This is a genomic window from Paenarthrobacter sp. PH39-S1 (assembly GCF_030063245.1).
Taxonomy (GTDB): domain Bacteria; phylum Actinomycetota; class Actinomycetes; order Actinomycetales; family Micrococcaceae; genus Arthrobacter_M.
In genome coordinates this window covers 26,578-42,469 of the sequence record NZ_JASISR010000016.1, presented here as the reverse complement: position 1 = coordinate 42,469, position 15,892 = coordinate 26,578, and the positions used below count along the sequence as shown (strand labels likewise).

General features: G+C 64.3%; 16 protein-coding genes. 5 read left to right on the top strand and 11 right to left on the bottom strand.

Annotation, left to right across the window (positions count from 1 at the left end; genetic code table 11):
* Window positions 1-2: 2 nt before the first annotated feature.
* Window positions 3-206 carry a cold-shock protein gene (locus tag QMG52_RS11785; RefSeq protein WP_196396538.1) on the top strand — a complete coding sequence of 68 codons (204 nt, stop codon included), beginning with the start codon at window positions 3-5 and terminating at the stop codon, window positions 204-206.
* Window positions 207-571: 365 nt separating this feature from the next.
* Window positions 572-775 carry a cold-shock protein gene (locus QMG52_RS11780; protein WP_196396538.1) on the top strand — a complete coding sequence of 68 codons (204 nt, stop codon included), beginning with the start codon at window positions 572-574 and terminating at the stop codon, window positions 773-775.
* Window positions 776-874: 99 nt separating this feature from the next.
* Here the strand turns inward: QMG52_RS11780 and QMG52_RS11775 are convergent, their stop codons facing one another.
* The 4 genes from QMG52_RS11775 to QMG52_RS11760 form a co-directional block, all read right to left on the bottom strand.
* Complete coding sequence (locus QMG52_RS11775) at window positions 875-1,690, bottom strand: family 1 encapsulin nanocompartment shell protein (RefSeq protein ID WP_283560593.1); 816 nt, start codon at window positions 1,688-1,690, stop codon at window positions 875-877.
* Window positions 1,687-2,085 (bottom strand): ferritin family protein, encoded by a 399-nt coding sequence (locus QMG52_RS11770; RefSeq protein WP_283560592.1) that lies wholly within the window; start codon window positions 2,083-2,085, stop codon window positions 1,687-1,689. Before QMG52_RS11770 ends, QMG52_RS11775 begins: the two co-directional genes overlap by 4 nt.
* Window positions 2,086-2,506: 421 nt before the next feature.
* Window positions 2,507-4,573, bottom strand: a complete 2,067-nt coding sequence (locus QMG52_RS11765) for an MDR family MFS transporter (protein ID WP_283560650.1) — start codon at window positions 4,571-4,573, stop codon at window positions 2,507-2,509.
* 71 nt (window positions 4,574-4,644) lie between these two features.
* Complete coding sequence (locus QMG52_RS11760) at window positions 4,645-5,160, bottom strand: MarR family winged helix-turn-helix transcriptional regulator (RefSeq protein WP_283560591.1); 516 nt, start codon at window positions 5,158-5,160, stop codon at window positions 4,645-4,647.
* Window positions 5,161-5,568: 408 nt separating this feature from the next.
* Between QMG52_RS11760 and QMG52_RS11755 the strand changes: the two genes are divergently transcribed.
* Window positions 5,569-6,078, top strand: a complete 510-nt coding sequence (locus tag QMG52_RS11755; RefSeq protein ID WP_283560590.1) for a DUF6328 family protein — start codon at window positions 5,569-5,571, stop codon at window positions 6,076-6,078.
* A 77-nt stretch (window positions 6,079-6,155) separates the two neighbouring features.
* Here QMG52_RS11755 and QMG52_RS11750 read toward each other — a convergent pair whose 3' ends face one another.
* From QMG52_RS11750 to QMG52_RS11720, 7 genes are all read right to left on the bottom strand, one after another.
* The gene (locus QMG52_RS11750; protein WP_283560589.1) at window positions 6,156-6,401 is read right to left on the bottom strand and encodes a hypothetical protein; all 246 of its coding nucleotides are present in this window, start codon (window positions 6,399-6,401) and stop codon (window positions 6,156-6,158) included.
* 8 nt (window positions 6,402-6,409) lie between these two features.
* Window positions 6,410-6,856, bottom strand: a complete 447-nt coding sequence (locus QMG52_RS11745; protein ID WP_283560588.1) for a universal stress protein — start codon at window positions 6,854-6,856, stop codon at window positions 6,410-6,412.
* A gap of 137 nt (window positions 6,857-6,993) precedes the next feature.
* A complete protein-coding gene (locus tag QMG52_RS11740) occupies window positions 6,994-7,866 on the bottom strand; it encodes a universal stress protein (protein ID WP_283560587.1) in 873 nt (290 codons plus the stop codon).
* 71 nt (window positions 7,867-7,937) lie between these two features.
* Complete coding sequence (locus tag QMG52_RS11735; protein WP_283560586.1) at window positions 7,938-9,185, bottom strand: kynureninase; 1,248 nt, start codon at window positions 9,183-9,185, stop codon at window positions 7,938-7,940.
* Between the two features lie 81 nt (window positions 9,186-9,266).
* Entirely contained in the window at window positions 9,267-10,193 is a 927-nt protein-coding gene (locus tag QMG52_RS11730) for a MaoC family dehydratase (protein ID WP_283560585.1), read from the bottom strand.
* The gene (locus QMG52_RS11725) at window positions 10,190-11,560 is read right to left on the bottom strand and encodes a 3-oxoacyl-ACP reductase (RefSeq protein WP_283560584.1); all 1,371 of its coding nucleotides are present in this window, start codon (window positions 11,558-11,560) and stop codon (window positions 10,190-10,192) included. The genes QMG52_RS11730 and QMG52_RS11725 overlap by 4 nt, the downstream gene beginning before the upstream one ends.
* A 5-nt stretch (window positions 11,561-11,565) precedes the next feature.
* Complete coding sequence (locus QMG52_RS11720; protein WP_283560583.1) at window positions 11,566-12,942, bottom strand: acetyl-CoA C-acetyltransferase; 1,377 nt, start codon at window positions 12,940-12,942, stop codon at window positions 11,566-11,568.
* A gap of 65 nt (window positions 12,943-13,007) precedes the next feature.
* On the opposite strand from QMG52_RS11720, the gene QMG52_RS11715 reads away from it, so the two are divergent.
* Window positions 13,008-13,760, top strand: coding sequence for a TetR/AcrR family transcriptional regulator (locus QMG52_RS11715; protein WP_283560582.1), 753 nt, complete (start codon window positions 13,008-13,010; stop codon window positions 13,758-13,760).
* A 9-nt stretch (window positions 13,761-13,769) separates the two neighbouring features.
* Window positions 13,770-15,866 (top strand): acyl-CoA dehydrogenase family protein, encoded by a 2,097-nt coding sequence (locus tag QMG52_RS11710; protein ID WP_283560581.1) that lies wholly within the window; start codon window positions 13,770-13,772, stop codon window positions 15,864-15,866.
* Window positions 15,867-15,892: the final 26 nt, after the last annotated feature.

Below are 15,892 nucleotides of genomic sequence, written 5' to 3'. Positions count from 1 at the left end.
AAATGGCTACAGGTACCGTCAAATGGTTTAACTCCGAAAAGGGCTTTGGTTTCATTGCTCCCGAAGACGGCAGCGCCGACGTTTTCGCTCACTACTCGGCTATCAACTCCGGTGGCTACCGCTCTCTTGAAGAGAACCAGGTTGTTACGTTTGAGACCGAGCAGGGCCCCAAGGGTCCCCAGGCTGTCAACATCCAGGTCGGCTGATTTTCTGATCTGAGGTCTTAGGACCGAACAAGTGGGGCGGGACGAAACTCCCGCCCCACTTGTCGTTAACCGCGAGCCTCCCTGCCAGTCCTGTCAACGTGATCGTGCGAACGGCGCTTGACTAAATCCGGCCAGCTGATCGTGCCGACGTGGCCCTGCCGCCGTTGGCGGGGCAGGTACCCGGATTTGTGCCACGGCCCGTAATCTGGGTATACTGATGGAAGTTGTAGTGTTTGCGCATTTTGAATTTCAAGCGGCGAAACCCAAACGGGCCAGCCGCTTTTTCTGTAAAAGCGGCAAAATGAACACCGCAACTGGGACTCTCCGGCAGTCGGAGAGTCTGTATTACAGAAAGATTAACAAAAATGGCTACAGGTACCGTCAAATGGTTTAACTCCGAAAAGGGCTTTGGTTTCATTGCTCCCGAAGACGGCAGCGCCGACGTTTTCGCTCACTACTCGGCTATCAACTCCGGTGGCTACCGCTCTCTCGAAGAGAACCAGGTTGTTACGTTTGAGACCGAGCAGGGCCCCAAGGGTCCCCAGGCCGTCAACATCCAGGTCGGCTGATTTTCTGACCTTGGGTCCTCGGACCTAAGAGTAGGGCAGGAGGAAACTCCTGCCCTACTCTTGTTTAAGGCTTGCGGTGGAATCCCTCAGTGGGAGACCTCAGTAGCTGCTGGTGAGATGAATGGCAGCTTCAGGAGTGGCGACGCGAAAACTGAAAGACTGCTCTATATACAGGTGGACGTCTTCGGCGTCGTGATGGCTGTATCCGATCGAGAGATCCTGCCCGGATTCGAACAGGAAATCACCGCCGCGCAGACTCATCACCACAGCACCCTTTACTCCCGGCGCCCAGACGATAGGGCCGCCAAGTATTTTGCGCAGATGCTCCGCCAGCAGATATCCACCCCGTTCAGCAGACTCAATCACCGCCGTGTAGTGGCCCGGCCCCAGTGCCAATCCAAAGGGCCCGCTGATTCCACTCTTCAGCAGCACGGAGACGGCTTTGGCCACTCGTTTGGGATAATCGCTGAAGTCGTCCACCCGGGGAACGGGCGTGTGCGGGGCGGCCCCGGTGATCCCGGTGATACCGGCTTGCTCCCAGCCGTGGAACACGGCTACGTTCTCCGCGCTGGCGACGCGCAGGGCCGCTTCGTCCAGTTCCGACAGGTCCATGTCGGCCGCGCCGCGGTCGTTATCCAACAGCTCGTTGCGGGACACGGTGAAGTCGGCCCGGACTTCCACCAGCGGCAGCACCTGTCGCTTGGCTGCCGTGATGCCCTCCGTGGGGGACCCGCTCACCGGGGAGACCCGGCCAAGATTGGTCGCCGAATAGTCCCAGCCAAGGGGCCCGGCGAAATCGATGAGCTTCCGCGCGCCCAAAGCGACGCTCAGCCGGTCGCGTGCTTCGTCGTCCAGGGCTTTCCAACCGGCGTCGGAGATCGGGGCATGTTCACGCAGCAAATGGTTCATGGTCATAGCGTCGGTCCCTTCAGACTGCCGATTCCCAGCGACGTATCCACCGCGGCCGCCTGTGGGGCATCTGCCGGTGCGGTTCCGGAGTCCACGGCAGCCTCAGACGCCTCACCGTTTGCAACAATGTCGCCATCTTGGAACAGAATGCCCCGTGCGGTTTCGCGCCACTCAGGCTTGGCACGGAACAGGTATTCCAGTTCCATACTGAAGTGTTTGAATTCCTCCCCGAGCGAGTTATTCATGATGGCGCGGGAGGCTGGGTCCGGCTCCACGGAAATTCGCTGCTCATACCAGCCAATTGCCTCGGCTTCCTCGGTCAGGTTGGCGCACATCCTGGCGAAGGTCCGCGTCTGGGCGGACAGCTCCTCGGGTGGTTCATGATATTGATCAAAGCCCAACGGAATCTCCTCATGGAAGGCGGATGAATCCTCGATACGTGCTCTGCTGCCAGCGTATACACGCGGGACGGCAATTGGCCAGTACCGCGCCTTGGGGCCAGGTCCCCACCCAGTACCGCGGCCAGGTCCCTACCCAGTGCCGCGCCGTTGCCGCCAGCCCAGCCGCCACCAATGTCCGCTCGGTGCAGCTGCCACCGCTGCCGTCGATGTGTTGGAGCGGGTACCGGCGGGGTATACGTGGTTCAGCCAGCGCCGGATCAGAGGCCCGCTCGGACCGCAGCAGCGGCGCAGCCGTATACCGGACGCGTTCGGTATACGGCAAAGAGCCGGCGTGGTCTGCGGAGATGATACCTCCACTGACCACGCCGGCTCTTTGCTGGACGGGCACCGCGCGGGCTACCGTCCCGGTCGGCCGTGCTGTTTACATACCGGCCTGCCCGGCCTTCGCCCTGTCAAGCGCACCGTGCTGTTCCGCGAGATAACGGGCCGCGGCTTTCTGCAGCTCCCGTTCCTTCGCCAACTGGGCTTCCAGCTCGGTCAGCCGTGCGGCGGTTGCTGCCTGTTGTCCTGCGATCCCCCGTAGCCGGGCGGATTGTTCGCCCACGGCGGTCAGAGCCGAGCTCAGCTGCAGCTGCTGTTCCGCAAGGAGCCGCTGGGTCACCTGGATCTGGGCGGCGAGCTCCAGCTGCGCTTCCGCCTCGGCAAGCTGCGCGGCTGCCGACGGCGGAGCGGCCGAATGCTTCTGCGGCTGAACTATGCCGGCTTCGTGCCCGTACCTTTGGTGACGTTCCGCGGTCCGGCCAACTCCCTCGCTGAGGACATCGGCAAATTCACGGTCAAGATCGGACGGCGTGCGGAACGCGCGCCCCGGCTCCTCGGCCGGCCCGCCGCCGTCGTCCGTCTGCGCTCCGGTGACCCCCGCGCCATCGGCAGTACTGCTGACCGCCATTGCGTCCGCTGAAACCGTGTCGCCACCGCCGGCCGTCTTACTGATAGGGACGATGTCGACCGTGCGGCGAAGCGGGACTTCCTTGATCAACAGCACAGCGATGAGTGCCACGACCGACATAAAGGCCGCGATCGTGAAGATCAGTGCGGTTCCGTCGCCGTATGCGGCGCGGACAACCTCCGCTATGGGGGCCGGCAGATCCTTGACGTCCAGGGAAACCCCGGAGCCGGCACCCGTCACGCCGATGTTCTTCAGTCCGGTGCTGACCAGATCGGTGACCCGGGTGCCCAGGATTGCTCCCAGTACGGAAACCCCGGCGGCGCCACCGACTGTCCGGAAGAAGGCTACGGAACCGCTCGCGGCACCGATGTCCTTCGCGGCGACGGTGTTCTGCACGGCGAGAACCAGGTTCTGCATCATCATGCCGAGGCCGAGGCCGAAGACGAACGTGTAGACGCCGACCAGGAACAAGCTGGTGGAGTGATCGATGGTTCCGGCAAGGCCCAGGCCCACGATCAGCAGCACCGCACCGCCCACCAGATACCCCTTCCATTTACCGAATGTACTGACCAGCAGACCCGCGACGACCGAACCGATCAGGTTCCCGGCGATCATTGGCATGGTCAGCAGACCGGCCTCGGTGGGGGTGGCGCCGCGGGAAACCTGATAATACTGTCCAAGGTAGCTGGACGAAGCGAACATGGCGACGCCGACGGCGATGGAGGCGATGATGGCCAGTGCCGGAGTGCGCTGGGCGATGATCTTCAACGGGATGATCGGCTGTGCGACCTTGGATTCGACCAACACGAGCAGTGCCAGCATGACCACGCTGGCGCCTACCATCACACCACTCTGCCAGGAGATCCAGTCGTAGTACCCCGCCTGACCCGCGAAGGAAACCCAAATGAGCAGCAGGCTGACGCCGGCGGTGAGCAGGATCGATCCCACGTAGTCGATCTTGACCTTGCGTTTGATGTGCTGGAGCTTGAGGGTCTTCTGCAGCAGGATCAGCGCGATGATGGCCAGCGGTACGCAGACATAGAAGGTCCAGCGCCAGCCGAGCGGGCTGTCCACGATGAACCCGCCCAGCAGCGGGCCGCCGGCTGTGGCGACGGCCATGACCGCACCCATGTAGCCGGAGTAGCGGCCGCGCTCACGGGGCGGGATGATGGTGCCGATGATCGACTGCGCCAAGGCGGTCAATCCACCCATGGCCACACCCTGGATGACGCGGGCGGTGAGCAGCAGCGGGATGGTCTCGGACAGGCCTGCCAGGACGGATCCGGCCACAAAGATGATGATGGAGAGCTGGACCAGCAGCTTCTTGTCAAAAAGATCGGAGAGCTTGCCCCAGATGGGGGTGGTGGCGGCGTTTGCCAGCAGCGCAGCGGTGATGACCCACGCGAAGTCCGTCTGTGAGCCGTGCAGCTCCGACATGATGGTCGGCAGGGCATTGGCCACGATGGTGCTGCTGAGAATAGCGGTAAAGAGCGCGGCCAGCAGTCCGGTCAGCGCCTCTAGGATTTGCCGGTGGTTCATCGGCGTGTTTTCCTGCACCGCATGGGGCGTACCTACCGGGACCGCCGGTGCGGTTGCTGCGTGATGTGCCATTAATTCACTCCTGCGAGCGTCTGGGACTGGTGGTCCTGGGTGGTTCCGGTTTTGTGTGCCCGGGGTGTTGGTACGACGGCGGCGCGAAGTGTCGCCGTGAGCTGCTGCACCGTGCCGGCCGTGTGGGCGGCATCCTCTTCGCTCCAGCCCGCGAGCATCTGCTGCACGGTAGAAGCTCGGCGGTGCTGAATTTCCGCGAGGTATGACCGGCCGCTGTCAGAGATCGACAGCAGATGCGCCCGTCCGTCGGCCGGGTCCGGCTCGCGTTTGATCATGGCGTGTTCTTCCAGCTCCGCGACCTGCCGGCTCAACGCCGATGGGCCAACGCCCAGACGTGCCGCGATGTCCGAGGCCCGGGACTGTCCGCCGCCGTCGGCTATGAAGCGCAGAACGCCCTCGAGTGCCACGCCCAGATCCGCCGGTCGGGCCGAGGCTGCCGTGGCGCAGCGAAGGGCGCGCTGCAGATCAAAAATGCAGTACACCAGCTCGGTTGCTGTGTGCTGACGAACCGTCATGTCGCCTCCGTTGATTGGTTGCCTTTAACAACTATAACCTGTTCAATTGATTAGGGCAACTAAGTAGAACGTGTTCCGCGTCGCAGGCAACGTCCCCGCCTCAGTAGACTGGTTCTTGACCCGGACGGGCTGCGCCAGCCTGATGGGCCACTCCAGCCGGGTTTCGTGGATCCGGAACCTGGAACCGTAAATCGGGCCCGCTGATGATCCGCTACATCAAACGGCCTCAGGGCCTGTCCGAAACCGCCGTGCCGCATGGTTTAGCGGGCCCAGTTAGCGGGCCCAGTTGGTTGGCTTAGTTAACGGGCTCAGTTAACGGGCTCAGCTAACGGGCTCAGTTAACGGGCTCGGGCTGACGGCCACGGGCTGATTGGCCTACGACAGGAAACGCACCAGGAGGGGCACTTCATGAACCCGGAGAAATCGATCGAAGCTCCGCGCGCCGGGGACGGCCGGCACGAGACCCGTGACGAGCAGTTGGACCGGAACTGGTCCGAACTGCTGCAGGAGCTGCGTGTGATGCAGACCGGTGTGCAGATCATCGCGGGATTTCTGCTGACACTGCCCTTCCAGCAGCGATTCACCACCTTGGACACACCACAGCGGGGTGTGTTTTTGTTCCTTGTGGTGGTCTCGGCCGTGGCCACTGCGCTCATGCTCGCTCCGGTAAGTCTGCATCGGCGTTTGTTCAGGCACCATGTCAGGGAGACGCTGGTGGCCAGCGGCGACCGGATCGTCAAGATTGTGCTCGGCTGTGTCGCGCTGCTGATCGCCGGAACAGGCTGGCTGGTCTTTTCGGTCGTGGTGGGTCCGACGGCAGGCAACGCAGCCGGTGCCGCGCTCCTGGCGGTGATAATTCTGCTTCTGCTGGTGTTCCCGCTGGTCGTGGGACGTCGGCATCGCGGCCGGGATTTATGATCCGGGACCAACAACCCCGGGGACGTCCGGTGGGCGGACCAGCACAGCTTTGCCCGCGGCGGCGCCGCACGCGGAGATCAGGGTTCCTGACGGGTCCGCTCCTGGGGAGTCCACGTCAGCGTGATCTCAACCATCTCCGCCGCTTCCGCAATGTGCAGCAGCAGGTCTTGGCCGAATAGTTCCTCGTGAATGTTTTCAGCGCCCTCGGCAGCCACCTGCGCGGCAAGGCTTTTCATGGCCTGGGCCATCGCCCGACCCCAGTCCTGCGGACGCAGGCTTGAAGCCTGCGCGGTCGCTGTATACGTCGTGTCCATTTCCACCATCGCCCTTCTCAGTTCTGCTTGCGCTGCGTGTGAACGACCAACACGGGGCAATGGGCGTGGGCGACGCAGGCAGAGCTGACTGAGCCCACCAACAGGCCGCCGAAGCCACCATGACCACGGCGGCCGAGCACCAGCATGCTGGCATCACTACTAGCGTTGATCAGCGTCAGCGGCGCGGGTCCGTGAATCAACTTCGTCGAGACAAAGGCTGGCCTCTCTGCTCCGAGGGTCTTGGTGACGGAGTCCTGCAGGACTTTTTCCGCCGCCTCCGCAAAGCCCTCAACCCCGGCAGCAACGAAGCCAGTGTACATCCGGGGATACTCCCAGCAGGCTAGGACTTCCAGTGCGACTTCCGAGGTTTGGGCCAACCGGGCAGCATGCCGCAACGCCTCCAGTGATTCCTCCGATCCGTCGACTCCGACGATAATCTTCGCAGTTTTTGACGTCCCGTCCATGCGTCTGACTCCTTGTAGGCGCAATGAAACACGCCCGGTAGCTCGGCGGAAAGCGCGTCGTCGCAGCGGTCCGTTCTCAACTCCATCTTGACGTACATCTTCATCTGGCGATAGTGGCGGCCCTGCGGGAGGTTCTGTCAGCCCCGTGGCTGCTCCCGCTGCGGCACCCTGGCAATAATCGTGGGGCACGGAATGTGCATCAGGACGTCCTGCCCGACCGAACCTATCAGCACGTTCTTCAGTGCTCCACGGCCCTTGCCACCGACCACCAGCAGGCGGGCGTTGGCGGCGGCCAGCACCAGGGCCTCGGCAGGGAACTCGGCCGCCTGAAGATGCTGGTGCACCGTTAACTCCGGATGACTCGCGCGGACCCGGGCTGCCGCTCCCGCCAGCAGCGTCCGGCCCTCCTGCTCCACCGCTTCGCTGACGATCGCTTGGGGGATATTTCTGCGCAGCCAGGGAGCAGGAATCCTGCCCGCATACACTGTGTGCAGTTCCTGTTCCAGCCGGGAAGCCTCGTCCGCAGCCAGGTCAATGGCAGCGGCGGCCTCCGCGGATCCGTCAATGCCCACCACGATGCCGGACCGTCCTGTCATCGGCAGGAGCGGGACGACGGCGACGGGCGAGAGACTCAAGGTGGCGATCTGCAGGCTCAGCACACCGAAGCCTTCCCCGCGGGTGCTGCCGGTTTTGTCCGTGCCGATGACCACGAGACTGGCATCGGTCGAAAGGTCACTGAGCACGTTGGCGGCCTCGCCCTGATGCACAGAGGTGCTTACCGTCACCGTGGGCGTGATCTGCGCGGCCCGCGCCGCCTCGGCCGCGAGGAGTTCCCGGGCTGCCAGCTGCATGGTGTCGGTATACCCGGTCTCCGGCGTCGCCCAGTATTGCGGAACGGAGTGCACCAGCACGATGGGAAGCCCCAGTGCCCTGGCCCTGTTCAGGGCCCAGTCCAAGGCGACCCGACTGGGTTCAGAATCGTCCAGACCTACCACTATCGGCTTTGGCACCGTAAGCTCCTTCACGCATCCACCATTATTACGGACACCGGCTGGACGGTCCATTCGACCTCCCGGACGGGCTATCCGGCGAGCTCCTCCCGAATGGCGTCAACACCCAACCATACTTCCGCAAAGCTGGTCGACAGCGGTGAAAGGCCCAGCCGGATCCCGTTCGGGTTTCGGAAATCGGGAATGACGCCGCGCTCCCACAACGCCGTGGTGACCTCACGGAATGACGGGTGATCGAGTGTGATGTGCCCGCCGCGCCACCGGGCCTCGGAAGGCGATGCCAGCGTAACACCCAGCGGCGCCAGGATGTCACGGTAAAGACGCAGCGCAAACTCCGTCAGCGCTACGGACTTTGCCCGGACCGACCCAATCCCCACCTCGCCGATCAGGGAAATCATGTCCTGCATAGCCAACATGCCCACGATGGGAGGGGTGCCGCTCGTGTATGCCCGAATGCCTGCCGCGGCCTCGTACAGCTCACCCATACCAAAAGGATCCGCGCTGCCCAGCCAGCCCTGGATGGGTTGCCGTAGCACTGCCTGATGCTCTCGGCGCACGTAGCCAAAGGCCGGGGAGCCGGGACCTCCGTTGAGGTATTTGTAGCTGCAGCCAACCGCCAGGTCCACGCCCCAGGCATCCAATTCGGTGGGCACCACACCCGCGGAGTGACACAGGTCCCAGAGAATCAGCGCGCCCGCCTCGTGGGCCTGGGAGGTCAAAGTGTGCATGTCCGCCAGATAGCCTGAACGGTAGGCGACATGGCTGAGGACGACCAGCGCGGTCTGCTCGCTGAGCACCGCACCGAGATCCCTCGCGGTCACGCCGGCATCGTAGGCTGGGCGGATCCACCGCAGGGTCAGGCCGCATTCGGCCGCTATGCCCTGCAAGACAAAGCGGTCCGTGGGGAAGTTATCGGTGTCCAGAATCACTTCGGTACGTCCGGGACGTGCGGCCACCGCGGCCCGGCAGAGCTTGTAGAGCATGACAGTGGTGGAATCCCCGACGATCGTTTGGCCGGCGGCGGCGCCGAGCGCCACCAGTCCGAGTTCGTCGCCGATTTCCCCGGGAAGGGAAAGCCAGCCCTCGTCCCAGCCCCGGATCAGCCTGCCGCCCCACTGTTTCCGCAGGAAGCCGGCAATACGATCAGCGCTGGCCTTCAGTGGACGGCCGAGCGAATTGCCGTCCAGGTAGGCTACGACGCCCGGATCATCGCTGCCGATGAAACCCTCGCGGTAGGCGGCCAGCGGATCCTTCAGATCGAGGCATTGCGCGTCGTCGAAGGTGTGTGCGTTCTCCACGCCGTCATGGACCTGAGTCATCTGCCCAGCATACGGTGCCGGCCGGTCCCGGCCACGGCACTGCGTCCCCGCGGCCGTGGCGGGACACGCGAACGCGGGAATTTAGAGCACGGCCGCCGTCCCGGAAAAATGCTTCCTTCCGGTACGTGCGTTCCAGCCCACGAACTGGGACGAGACCCAGACGCCGTCGTCCGTCTGGGTATCAGCAATATGCACCGCCACGGCGGCCGGCAAGAAGACCGGTGCGTCAAAAGCGATCTCCCAGGAAAAGGCGTCTGGCTTGGGAGACCCGACGTCGGCCAACACCCGTGCGGCCAGATACATCCCGTGCGCCAACGAGCGCCTCATGCCCAGCGCCTTAGCGGAAAGGACACTCAGGTGGATGGGATTGAAATCGCCGGACACGGCAGCGTAGGCCCGTCCGGTATCCACACCCAAGTGCCAGAGGCCGGTGGGATCCGGTGGAGTGAAAGACCCATGGGCGGCGTCGGGCCCCGTGCCGGCGACCGCCGGTTTGTCTACGCCCGGAAGGAAGATGCCCTTGGCCAGATAAGTGGAGACGCCCCGCCAGAGCAGTTCCGGGGAACCTTCCGCCCGGACCTCCACCACGAGTTCGACCTGGGTGCCCGCCCGGTGGGATGTCAGGTTCCGGGCCCAGGACCGGATGGTCACCGGCTGGGTAAAGAGAACCGGCGCCAGATGCTGCACCCTGTTTTTCAGATGGATCATGCCCAGCAAAGGGAGCGGGAATTCCTCCCGTACCATCACGCTCATCGCCACGGGGAACGCCAGCGCGTGGATAAAGCCCGAGGGCATCACGTCGCGTGCGGCCTTTCCGAGCAGGTGCTGGTATTCGGTCATCTTCGCCAGGTCCGCCAGCACGCCGCGTACTTCATTGCAGTCCGCCGGCAGGGTCATGGGCGAGTTCAACCCCAGGACGCGGGATTTTGCCGCCGTTGCCGCTGCATTGACGTACAGCTTGGAGAGCGACGGCATCCCCGCCAGCACGTTCGCAGCGGGGTAGCTCACTGTCCCACCAGATTCTGGCCGCAGACGCGCAGCACTTTGCCGTTGACACCGCCCGCGGAGCCGGCCACCAGGAACGCAACGGTTTCCGCCACGTCCTCCGGTTTCCCGCCCTGCTGCAGGCTGTTCAACCGTCTGGCGACCTCGCGGGTGGCGAACGGAATTTTGGCCGTCATTTCGGTTTCAATGAACCCCGGGGCGACGGCGTTGATGGATCCGCCGAACGGCTCCATCAAGCGTGCAGTCGCGGTGACCATGCCAATCACGCCGGCCTTGGACGCCGCGTAGTTGGTCTGCCCGCGGTTTCCGGCGATGCCGCTGGTGGAGGCCACGCTGACTATCCTGGGGTGGTTCGTGAACAGGTCCGAGCTCAGGAACGCCTGATTCATCCGCAACTGGGCCGAAATGTTCACGGCAATCACGGCATCCCACCGGCTGGCGTCCATGTTGGCCAGCAGCTTGTCCCTGGTAATGCCGGCGTTGTGCACCACGATGTCCAAGCGACCATGCCGCTGGGCGGCGTGGGCCAGAATGCGCTCGGCTGCGTCAGCCGCGGTGATATCCAGCTGCAGCGCAGTGCCGCGGACCTCATTGGCGACGGAGGCCAAATGGTCGCCGGCGGCCGGCACATCCACGACGACGACGTCGGCCCCGTCACGGCTGAGTGTTCGGGCGATGGCCGCACCGATGCCGCGGGCGGCCCCGGTCACCACGGCAACCTTGCCGGCCAGCGGACTGGCCCAGTCCGCCGGCAGCTCACCGCGCTCACTCGAGACGCTGAGGAACTGCCCGTCCACGAAGGCGGAACGGCCGGACAGAAAGAACCGTAAAGCGCCCAAAACGCTCGGCGCCGTGGTGCGGGCGCCGTCGTCGAGCACTATCCCGTTCGCTGTGGCGCCGTTGCGCAGCTCCTTGGCGATGGAGCGAAGGATGCCGTCGACAGCACGGCGGGCCGCGCCTGCAGCCGGCGCCAACTCCGGAGCGGCCGGCCGCGAGATCGTGACGACGCGCGCGTTGGGTGCCAGGTCCCGCAGGGAAGACCCCACCGAGCGCACGGGTACCGAAAGCTCGTCCGGGTGGCTGAGCTCATCGAGCACCAAGATGATTGCGCCGAGCTTCAGCTTGGGGGCGCCGTGCCGACGGACATCCACGTTCCAGTCCAGCAGCCTGGCGGCCAGCTCATCGGCGCCGGCGGAGGAGCCGAGCACCAGCACCGGACCCGTGATCAGCGGCGCGTCGGGGGTGTAACGGCGCAGGATGGCCGGCTGCGGCAGCCCGAGCCGCGCCGCCAGGTCCTTGCCCAGCCCCGCACTAACGAACCGGGTGTACCTGTCCGTCGGTATGACCGCAGACCACGTGTCCTTTGTCATCACTCCTACCTCGCTTCCAGGATCGCCGCAACGCCCTGGCCCCCGGCCGCACAGACGGAAATCAATCCGCGCGCCGGACGTCCTTCCACGGTGCCCCTATCGTGCAGCATCTTGGCCAATGTGGCAACCAATCGACCGCCGGTGGCGGCGAAAGGGTGCCCGGCCGCCAGTGAGGAGCCCTTCACATTGAGTTTGCTGCGGTCAAGTGCGCCGAAGGCACCGGCAAGGCCCAGCCGGGTGCGTCCGAAACTTTCGTCCTCCCAGGCCGCGAGGGTGCTGAGCACTGTGCCGGCGAACGCCTCGTGGATTTCGAAGAAATCAAAATCGGCCAGCGTCAGTGCGTTGCGCGCCAGCAGCCTCGGCACGGCGAAGACCGGGGCCATCAGCAGCCCGTCCTTGCCGTGCACGAAGTCGACGGCCGCCGTCTCGCCGTCGATCAGGTTGGCCAGCATCGGAAGGTTATGGGAGGCGGCCCACTCCTCCGAGCCCAGCAGCACGGTGGACGCACCATCGGTCAGCGGCGTCGAATTCCCCGCGGTCATCGTCGCCGCGGCCCCGAGGTTCCTGCCGAACGCGGGCTTGAGCTTTGCGAGCTTGTCCAGCGAGGAATCCGGGCGGAGATTGGAGTCCTGGCTTAGCCCGCGGTACGGCGTCAGCAGGTCCTCAAAGAAGCCGCGGTCATAGGCGGCGGCAAGGTTCTGATGGCTCGCCAGCGCCAGTTCATCCTGCGCCTGCCGGCTGATCTTCCATTGGGCCGTGGTGAGGGCCTGGTGCTCGCCCATGGACAGGCCCGTTCGGGGTTCACCGGTGGAGGGAGCGTCAGGGGAAAGATCCTTGGGCCGGATCCGCGCCAGGATGCCGAGTTTTTGGCCCAGTGTCCTAGCCCGGTTCAGATCCAGCAGGACCTCCCGAAGACCTTCGCTGACCGCGATAGGTGCATCCGAGGCGGAGTCGACACCTCCGGCGATGCCTGATTCGATCTGGCCCAGCTTGATCTTATTGGCCAGACCCAGCACCGTTTCCAGGCCGGTGGCACAGGCCTGCTGCAGATCGTAGGCCGGTGTTTCCGGCGACAGCGCCGAACCGAGAACGGCCTCGCGGGTCAGATTAAAATCGCGGGAGTGTTTCAGGACCGCGCCGGCGGCCACCTCGCCTATCCGCTCGTCCTGCAGGCCGAACCGCGCGACCAGGCCATCCAGCGCGGCGGTCAGCATGTCCTGGTTCGACGATTTCGTGTACACTTCGCCTGCGCGGGCAAAGGGGATGCGGTTTCCGCCGACGACGACGGCGCGGCGGGTTCGGACGACCGGTGTTGCGCCCTGCGACGTGGGATTCTGCGTGGGATGCTGTGTTCCGGAATGGTTCGCATCGTGAGCGGTCATGGTGCACTCTCCCTTTGGTAAACTCATTGTTACTGATACCAAGCGTACCTGATACGCTGGGTATCATGAACAACACGATGCCCGGTTCCCGGTCCGGCCCGCCGGTTGTGGACGGCCGAAGCGCGCGCTGGGACGCGCACCGCGGTGAACGGCGCCGATCCCTGATCAAGGAATCGCGGCGGGCGATCCACCTGCTGGGAGCGGATGCCTCGATGGACGACATTGCCGCCGCCGCGGGCACCAGCAAATCCGTCTTTTACCGATACTTCGGCGATAAGGCCGGCCTGCAGCATGCCGTGGGCGAGGTGGTCATCGCGCAGATGCAGCAAAAAATACTTGAGGCGGCCAAGTCCGCCACCTCCCCCCGCCAGGGCCTGCTGAACATGGTCTCGGCCTATCTGGAAATGGCGGAAACATCGCCCAGGGTCTATGCCTTCGTCACACAGTTTTCCGTCGCCGATGCAACGTCCGGCCAGGGGGTCGTGCAGGTCCGCGGTGCCCTCGGCACATTCTTCGAAGCGATCACTGCGATGATCGCAGAGCCGATGCGCGGGCATTTCCGGGACACCGAGCCGGTGCTGTCGGAGTACTGGCCCACCGCGGCCATCGGCTTGGTCCGGACCGCGGGCGAGCTCTGGCTTAACACTCCGCCGGCGCCCGGAAAGCCCGATCATGTGACCATGGCCGAACAGCTGACCAAGTGGCTGTTTTTGGGTATTTCGCCGGACCTTGACCGACGCCGGACCGGTCCCCCACCTACAACAACCGAGCAGGTACGACAACCGATGCGGCATCCGAACCCGTACGCCGAGCGCTAAAGGAAAATCATGACTGACGTATTGACTTCTGCCGGAAGATTAGAGACCACAATCGCCGATCCTGCCATCGATGTTGCCGCGCTCGGCGAAATCCTGCTGGGTCAATGGGCCGATATCCGCCGTCAGGCCCGCGAGTTGGCGGGCCGGTCCGAGATGCATAAAGTCGAAGGCCTGAACCATACCGAGCACCGTGAACGCACCTTCGGTCAGTTGAAGTTCCTGGTCGAAAACAAGGCGGTGCACCGCGCCTTTCCCGCCCGGACGGGTGGATCGGACGACCACGGGGGCAACGTTGCCGGATTTGAGGAGCTCGTGACCGCGGATCCGTCACTGCAGATCAAGGCGGGCGTTCAATGGGGGCTCTTCGGCTCTGCCGTCATGCATTTAGGCACTGCGGAGCATCAGGACAAGTGGCTCCCCGGCATCATGAGCCTGGAAATCCCCGGCTGCTTCGCCATGACGGAGATCGGCCACGGCTCCGACGTTGCCTCCATAGCGACCACCGCCACCTTCGATCCCGCGGCGGACGAGTTTGTCATCAACACGCCGTTTAGCGCCGCCTGGAAGGAGTTCATTGGCAACGCGGCCGTGGACGGGCTCGCCGCCGTCGTGTTTGCCCAACTGATCACCAAGGGCGTCAACCACGGCGTGCACGCCTTTTACGTTGACCTGCGCGATCCGGCCACGAAGGAATTCCTTCCCGGCGTGGGAGGCAAGGACGATGGGATTAAGGGCGGACTGAACGGCATCGACAACGGCCGCCTGCACTTTAGCGGGGTCCGCATTCCACGCACTAACCTGCTGAACCGCTACGGAAGGGTCGACGCCGGCGGCAGCTACAGCTCCCCCATCGCCAGCCCGGGGCGGCGTTTCTTCACCATGCTGGGAACGCTGGTCCAGGGCCGCGTTTCCCTCGACGGTGCGGCCGTTGCGGCCAGCAAGGTGGCCCTGAAAATCGCTGTACAGTATGCGTCCGAGCGCCGCCAATTCAACTCTTCCTCAGACACCGCGGAAGAGTGCCTGCTCGACTACCAGCGCCAGCAGCGTCGTCTGCTCCCCCGCCTTGCCACGACCTACGCGGCCAGCTTTGCGCACGAGCAGCTGCTGGCAAAGTTCGACGGCGTTTTTTCCGGAGCCAACGACACCGATGCGGACCGCCAGGACCTGGAGACGCTCGCCGCGGCGCTGAAGTCCATGTCCACCTGGCACGCCTTGGATACCCTGCAGGAATGCCGCGAAGCGTGCGGCGGAGCGGGATTCATGATCGAAAACCGCTTCTCGTCGTTGCGTGCGGATCTGGACGTGTATACCACCTTCGAAGGGGACAACACGGTGCTGCTGCAGCTGGTGGCCAAACGCCTGCTGACCGACTACGGCAAGGAGTTCCGTAACGTCGACTTCGGCGTGCTGGCCCGCTATGCCTTCAATCAGGCCGCCGATCTGACGCTGCACAAGACGGGTCTGCGCCAAGTCGCGCAGTTCGTGGCGGACACCGGCTCGGTGCAGAAATCCGTTCTGGCGCTGCGCGACGAGGACGGACAGCGTGCCCTGCTGACGGACCGGATCCAGACCATGGTGGCGGAGGTGGCCGGCTCCCTCAAGGATGCCGCCAAGCTTCCGCAGCCCAAGGCCGCCGGGATTTTCAATCAGCACCAGCATGAACTCATCGAGGCGGCACAGGCCCACGCCGAGCTGCTGCAGTGGGAGGCCTTCACGGAAGGACTGGGCCAAATCGAGGACGCCGGCACCAAGGAGGTCCTGACCTGGCTCCGCGATCTGTTCGGCCTGGGACTGATCGACAAGCACCTCTCCTGGTACCTGATGAACGGCAGGATCTCCATGCAGCGGGCGCGCACCGTAGGCGGCTACTTGAACCGTCTGCTCGTCAAAATCCGTCCGCACGCACTGGACCTGGTGGATGCCTTTGGCTACGGCCCGGAACACCTGCGGGCCACCATTGCCAGCGGAATCGAGAAGTCCCGTCAGGACGAGGCCGCCGAATACTTCCGGCGGCAGCGGGCCAGCGGCTCGGCACCGATGGATGAAAAGGTGCTGCTGCTCAAGCAGAAGGCAGCCGCGAAAGCCACCCGCTACAAGTACAGCTGAGCGGGGGGCTCCGCCGCTCTGCGGCA